This is a genomic window from Pseudomonas sp. NFACC25, from assembly GCF_900100935.1.
In the GTDB taxonomy this organism is placed as follows: domain Bacteria; phylum Pseudomonadota; class Gammaproteobacteria; order Pseudomonadales; family Pseudomonadaceae; genus Aquipseudomonas; species Aquipseudomonas marginalis.
Genome location: NZ_FMUC01000014.1, coordinates 157079 through 163202 on the forward strand (window position 1 = coordinate 157079; position 6124 = coordinate 163202).

Here is a 6124-nt window from a genome sequence, read left to right on the forward strand (position 1 = left end):
CGACCTGTAAACAGGATCGTGCCCGATGTTAACTGCCCGGCACACGAGGTGCCAGTCAGTTAGGTGCGACTTAAGCTGCTACCACGACAACGCGTACGGTGGCTTCAACTTCGGCGTGCAGGTGCACGGCTACGTCGAATTCACCTACGTTGCGGATGGTGCCGTTCGGCAGACGAACTTCGCTCTTCTGCACTTCAACGCCGGAGGCGGTCAGTGCATCAGCGATGTCGTGGGTGCCGATCGAACCGAACAGCTTGCCTTCGTCACCGGCGGTGGCAGTGATAGTCACTTCCAGCTCAGCCAGTTGGGCAGCGCGAGTTTCGGCCGAAGCTTTCTTGTCTGCTGCTGCTTTTTCCAGCTCGGCACGACGCTCTTCAAACGCAGCCAGGTTGGCAGCGGTTGCAGCGGTGGCTTTGCCGTATGGCAGCAGGTAGTTACGACCGTAGCCGGCCTTAACGTTCACTTTGTCGCCCAGGTTGCCCAGGTTGGCGACTTTTTCCAGAAGGATCAGTTGCATGTGAAAATCCTCTAACTTTTAACCTTCACCGTTCGCGTTATCGGCGTCTTTCGGCGCAGAACGTCCGCGAAAATCAATCAGGCTGTCGACAATGGCCAAGACCACGAGTAACGGACCGATCAAGTGCATGAGCGGCAGGACGGTGACGTAGATCCCCACCAGCCAGAAACTGGCCAGTCTTTTCTGCGCGACAAGCCCGTGAATCAGGGACAAGCCAGCGAAGAACAGCGGCACACCGCACAACGGCAACAGGATCAAGGTGTGCCACCCGATAAACGGGGCAACGCACATGACGGCCAGCAGTGACAGCGCAACGCGCTTGGGGATCCGGATTGCGCGAAACTCGCTTCCGAAACCGCCGGGGTTATACAACAACGCCTGCCAATAGCGCCCAAGAATCAGGCACAACACACTAAAGACCTGCACCGAAACCGCTGTCGAAATGATCAACATCGGAACTGCCAGTGAAGCGAGTGCTGCTTTCTGGTCTGCCGAGAACTTCTCGTAAGACTCACCCATCACCAGCGGCAAGACGTGTTGAAACGTCTGCGCCAGCGACTCGATGAAGGAACCGAAGACGGTCCCCAGGCTCACCGCACACAACAACCCCACGGCCGTGCTGACCAGCAGCACGCGATTCCAGGAATGCCCGGCGCGCAAAACCAACGCCAGGCTGCAACTCCCCAACAGCACCAGAAGCGCTGTCGGGTCTTGCAGGAAATGCCAGCTCACCAACACTGACAACAACCCCAGACCCAGGACGCTCAAGGCGTCCGAACCGCGCCGCAGGAGCACAAGGCAACCCGCGGCGGCACCCAACCAGAACAACAACGGCAACACTGCACATCCAGCCACTACCAGAGTGGCCTGCACACGACCGCGCATGATGAACTCAGCTAAGGCGCGCATGCATTCAATCCCTTACTACTTGTCGACTGCCCGGTCTCAGCGGCCGTGGCTGTCGGTGTAGGCCAGCAGGGCCAGGAAGCGGGCGCGCTTGATAGCGGTAGCCAGCTGACGCTGATAACGTGCTTTGGTACCGGTGATACGGCTTGGAACGATTTTGCCGGTCTCGGATACGTAGGCTTTCAGAGTGTTGAGATCTTTGTAGTCGATCTCCTTCACTTCTTCAGCGGTGAAGCGGCAAAACTTACGACGACGGAAGAAACGTGCCATTTGATAGGCTCCTTAATAAGGTCCGTGGATTACTCGTCAGCGTTATCGCTGCTGTCGCTGTCATCACTATCAGCGCTATCAGCGCCTTCGTGCTCAGGACGGTCGCGACGCTCACGGCGCTCACTGCGGTTTTCTTCAGCCTTGAGCATCTCGGATTGGCCGGTAACGGCTTCTTCGCGACGGATGACCAGGTTACGGATCACTGCATCGTTGTAGCGGAAGTTGTCTTCCAGCTCGGCCAGGGCCTTGCCAGTGCACTCAACGTTCAGCATCACGTAGTGAGCCTTGTGAACATTGTTGATTGCGTAGGCCAGTTGACGACGACCCCAATCTTCCAGACGGTGGATTTTGCCGCCGTCTTCTTCGATCAGCTTGGTGTAACGCTCAACCATGCCGCCGACTTGCTCGCTTTGATCCGGGTGGACCAAAAAGATGATTTCGTAATGACGCATGAATGCTCCTTACGGGTTGTAGCCTGCCGCTCAAAAACGGTCAGACAAGGAGTGAATGACACTTATGGATCTTGCCGCAGGGAGGCACATCGGTGCCTGCCAGGAAGGCAAGGGGCGCAATTGTAGAGAAGGGGAAGAACGGGCGCAAGGTGATTGGTGATTATTTGAACAATCGCCCAGGCACCACAAAAGCAAATGTGGGAGGGGACAGTCCCCTCCCACATGTTGGTTCTACGCCAGGCTTGGAATTACTTCTTCGCCTTGGCCTTGGCACCACGCTGACGCTGGGCCTCAAACAGGCACACACCGGTCGCAACCGACACGTTCAGGCTGCTGACGCTACCGGCCATCGGCAGGTGCACCAGATAATCGCAATGTTCACGGGTCAGGCGACGCATGCCCTTGCCTTCGGCCCCCATGATGAGGATGGTCGGACCGGTGAGGTCCTGGTCATAAATGCTGACCTCGGCCTCTCCCGCCGTGCCCACGACCCACAGGCCGCGCTGCTGGAGTTTCTCCAGGGTGCGCGCCAGGTTGGTCACGGCCACCAGCGGAATCACTTCCGCCGCGCCACAGGCGACTTTACGCACCACCGGCGTCAAGGTAGCCGACTTGTCCTTCGGCACAATCACCGCCAACGCACCCGCAGCATCCGCCGAGCGCAGGCACGCGCCGAGGTTGTGCGGGTCGGTCACGCCGTCCAGCACCAGCAGCAGCGGTGCACCTTCGGTACGGTCGAGCAGCTCATCGAGCATCGCTTCGCCCCAGACCTGGCTCGGACTGACGTCCGCCACCACACCCTGGTGAACGCCTTCGACCCACACGTCCATTTCACGCCGTTCGGCCTGGCCGATGGCGACTTTGTTTTGGCTGGCCAACTCGACCAACGCCTGTACGCGCGGCTCGCTGCGACCTTCGGCCAGCCAGACTTGCTTGACGCGCTTAGGATGGTGACGCAGCAGTGCTTCTACGGCGTGGACGCCGTAGATTTTTTCCAGACTCATGACTTGGCCTTAGGTTTGCGCGACCCGCCGCTTTTCGCGGGGGCCGAACCCGCTTTTGGCGGGCCTTTACGGTGTTTACTGGGCTTGCTCGACGGCTTTTCCGCCCCTTGGGACTTTCCCCCAGACGCCGCTTTACCACCGCTTTTGGCTTCGTTGAGCAACTGCTGCTTCAACTCACGACTTTTGCGCAGTTCGGCGTTTTTCGCCGCCGCGTCGCTTGGGCGGTAGGCCTCGGGGGCTTTGTCCTTGGCTGCTGGACGGCGCCCGGCCTTGGCTGGAGCGGGCTCTGCAACTGCCGCTTTGGCGGGAGTGCCTTTGCCTTTGCTTGCAGGCGAAGTCGTCTCGCTGCCACGCTTTTTACGGCCCGGCGCTTCGGCGGGCTTGTCAGGCATGCCAAAGTCGATCTTGCGCTCGTCGAGATCGACGCGCATGACCTGCACTTCCACGGTATCGCCCAAACGGAAGCTGCGACCGGTACGCTCGCCCGCCAGGCGGTGGTGCACAGGGTCGAAGTGGTAGTAGTCACCCGGCAAGGCGGTGACGTGCACCAGGCCTTCGACGTAGATGTCGGTCAGCTCGACGAACAGGCCAAAGCCGGTCACGGCGGTGATCACGCCTGGGAACGACTCGCCCACGCGGTCCTTCATGAACTCGCACTTGAGCCAGTTCACCACGTCGCGGGTGGCTTCGTCGGCGCGGCGCTCGCTCATGGAGCACTGCTCGCCCAGCTGTTCCAGGGCCGCTTCGTCGTACGGGTAGATCCGCGCCTTCGGAATGGTCATGGCACCGGCACGCTTGACGTGCGGGGTGTTCTGCTTGGAATGGATCACGCTGCGGATTGCGCGGTGCGTGAGCAAGTCCGGATAACGGCGAATCGGCGAGGTGAAGTGGGTGTACGCCTCGTAATTCAGGCCGAAGTGGCCCTGGTTGTCGGCGCTGTACACCGCCTGGCTCAGGGAGCGCAGCATCACGGTCTGGATCACGTGGTAATCCGGACGGTCCTTGATGCTGGCCAGCAGTGCCTGGTAGTCCTTCGGCGTCGGGCCGTCCTTGCCTTTGTGCAGGGACAGGCCCAGCTCGCCGAGGAACGCGCGCAGTTTTTCCAGGCGCTCCGGTGGCGGGCCATCGTGTACACGGTAGAGCGCAGGGATTTCGTGCTTTTTCAGGAATTCAGCGGTGGCCACGTTGGCCGCCAGCATGCATTCCTCGATCAGCTTGTGCGCATCGTTACGGGTGGTCGGGGTGATCGCGGCGATCTTGCGCTCGGAACCGAAGACAATCCGGGTTTCCTGGGTTTCAAAATCGATCGCGCCACGCACATGACGGGCACCCAGCAACACTTTGTACAACGCGTACAGCTGCTTGAGGTGCGGCACCACATGCCCGTACTCACCACGCAACGCCTTGGCTTCGCTGGTTTTCGGCTGCTCCAGGATGGTGCTGACCTTGTTGTAGGTCAGGCGTGCCTGGGAGTGGATCACCGCTTCGTAGAACTGGTAATCGGTCATTTCGCCGGTTTTCGAGATAGTCATCTCGCAGACCATGGCCAAACGGTCGACTTTCGGGTTCAGGGAGCACAGGCCGTTGGACAGCTGCTCGGGCAGCATCGGGATCACGCGCTCAGGGAAATACACGGAGTTGCCGCGTACCTGGGCCTCGTTATCCAGGGCCGAACCGATCTTCACATAGCTGGAGACGTCGGCAATCGCGACGAACAACTTCCAGCCACCGGAGAACAGGCGCAGCTTGCCGGGCTTGGCTTCGCAGTAGACCGCATCGTCGAAGTCGCGGGCATCTTCACCGTCAATCGTGACAAACGGCAGATGGCGCAGGTCGATGCGTTTTTCCTTGTCCTTCTCTTCGACTTCCGGCTTGAGCTTGGCGGCTTCCTTGAGCACAGCCTCAGGCCAGACGTGAGGAATGTCGTAGGTGCGCAGCGCGACGTCGATCTCCATGCCCGGCGCCATGTAGTTGCCGACCACTTCAACAATATCGCCCTGGGGCTGGAAGCGCGCAGTCGGCCAGTGGGTGATTTTCACCTCGACGAACTGGCCGACCTTGGCAGCGCCATTGCGGCCCGGGGTGATCAGCACTTCCTGCTGGACCTTCGGGTTATCCGGCACAACAAAGCCGATACCGCCTTCTTCGAAGTAGCGGCCGACGATGGACTCGTGGGCACGGGACACCACCTCGACAATCACGCCTTCACGGCGACCGCGACGATCCAGGCCGGAAACCCGCGCCAGGGCACGGTCGCCATCGAACACCAGGCGCATCTGCGCCGGGCTCATGAACAGGTCGTCACTGCCGTCATCCGGGATCAGGAAGCCGAAGCCGTCACGGTGGCCGGCAATGCGGCCGAGGATCAGGTCGAGCTTATCCACGGGTGCATAGGTGCCACGGCGGGTGTAGATCAGTTGAGCATCGCGCTCCATGGCACGCAGGCGGCGGCGCAGGGCTTCGAGCTGGTCTTCGGTGGTCAGACCGAACTCTTCGACCAGCTGCTCACGGCTAGCAGGCGAACCCCGATCGGCGAGGTGCGCCAGGATCAGTTCGCGGCTAGGAATAGGGTTTTCATATTTTTCCGCTTCACGAGCGGCCTCGGGATCGAGGGACTGCCAATCGGCCATTAGAGATTTTTCACCTTGTCTATATGCGGGTTAGTTTGGCATACGCGTATTGAAACGGGAAATTTCAGGCATCAACAAGCGTTTAAAAGCCTTTTACAGCCCTCGCCGCGCACCTTGCACGACCATTGGCGAAATTTCCCAGGTTTTTTTCATAGCAGGGGTTTACAGTTAAAAAACCGCTCCGTATAGTGCGCGCCATCGACGACGGCAACGTTGTTGATGCTGCCCAGGTGGTGAAATTGGTAGACACGCCAGCTTCAGGTGCTGGTGATCGCAAGGTCGTGGAAGTTCGAGTCTTCTCCTGGGCACCAAATTCAGATCAAACCCGCGAAAGCGGGTTTTTTC

At 59.7% G+C, this 6124-nt stretch carries 6 protein-coding genes and 1 tRNA gene; 1 reads left to right on the forward strand and 6 read right to left on the reverse strand.

Annotation, left to right across the window (positions count from 1 at the left end; genetic code table 11):
- Positions 1 to 70 precede the first annotated feature (70 nt).
- The 6 genes from rplI to rnr form a co-directional block, all read right to left on the reverse strand.
- Positions 71 to 517 carry a 50S ribosomal protein L9 gene (gene rplI, locus BLQ09_RS25570; RefSeq protein ID WP_003171376.1) on the reverse strand — a complete coding sequence of 149 codons (447 nt, stop codon included), beginning with the start codon at positions 515 to 517 and terminating at the stop codon, positions 71 to 73.
- 18 nt (positions 518 to 535) lie between these two features.
- Complete coding sequence (locus BLQ09_RS25575) at positions 536 to 1426, reverse strand: YybS family protein (protein ID WP_065925619.1); 891 nt, start codon at positions 1424 to 1426, stop codon at positions 536 to 538.
- A 36-nt stretch (positions 1427 to 1462) separates the two neighbouring features.
- Positions 1463 to 1693, reverse strand: a complete 231-nt coding sequence (gene rpsR, locus BLQ09_RS25580; RefSeq protein ID WP_003171373.1) for a 30S ribosomal protein S18 — start codon at positions 1691 to 1693, stop codon at positions 1463 to 1465.
- 29 nt (positions 1694 to 1722) lie between these two features.
- Positions 1723 to 2145 carry a 30S ribosomal protein S6 gene (gene rpsF / locus BLQ09_RS25585; protein WP_003171371.1) on the reverse strand — a complete coding sequence of 141 codons (423 nt, stop codon included), beginning with the start codon at positions 2143 to 2145 and terminating at the stop codon, positions 1723 to 1725.
- A gap of 248 nt (positions 2146 to 2393) precedes the next feature.
- Positions 2394 to 3149 carry a 23S rRNA (guanosine(2251)-2'-O)-methyltransferase RlmB gene (rlmB, locus tag BLQ09_RS25590; protein WP_027607688.1) on the reverse strand — a complete coding sequence of 252 codons (756 nt, stop codon included), beginning with the start codon at positions 3147 to 3149 and terminating at the stop codon, positions 2394 to 2396.
- Complete coding sequence (gene rnr / locus BLQ09_RS25595) at positions 3146 to 5779, reverse strand: ribonuclease R (protein WP_027607687.1); 2634 nt, start codon at positions 5777 to 5779, stop codon at positions 3146 to 3148. The genes rlmB and rnr overlap by 4 nt, the downstream gene beginning before the upstream one ends.
- Positions 5780 to 6003: 224 nt before the next feature.
- On the opposite strand from rnr, the gene BLQ09_RS25600 reads away from it, so the two are divergent.
- Positions 6004 to 6090, forward strand: a tRNA-Leu gene (locus BLQ09_RS25600).
- Positions 6091 to 6124: the final 34 nt, after the last annotated feature.

Excerpts from the sequence above, each read along its gene's own strand:
- rplI (WP_003171376.1), bottom strand. The coding sequence starts at position 517 with ATGCAACTGATCCTTCTGGAAAAAGTCGCCAACCTGGGCAACCTGGGC.
- BLQ09_RS25575 (WP_065925619.1), bottom strand. The coding sequence starts at position 1,426 with ATGCGCGCCTTAGCTGAGTTCATCATGCGCGGTCGTGTGCAGGCCACT.
- rpsR (WP_003171373.1), bottom strand. The coding sequence starts at position 1,693 with ATGGCACGTTTCTTCCGTCGTCGTAAGTTTTGCCGCTTCACCGCTGAA.
- rpsF (WP_003171371.1), bottom strand. The coding sequence starts at position 2,145 with ATGCGTCATTACGAAATCATCTTTTTGGTCCACCCGGATCAAAGCGAG.
- rlmB (WP_027607688.1), bottom strand. The coding sequence starts at position 3,149 with ATGAGTCTGGAAAAAATCTACGGCGTCCACGCCGTAGAAGCACTGCTG.
- rnr (WP_027607687.1), bottom strand. The coding sequence starts at position 5,779 with ATGGCCGATTGGCAGTCCCTCGATCCCGAGGCCGCTCGTGAAGCGGAA.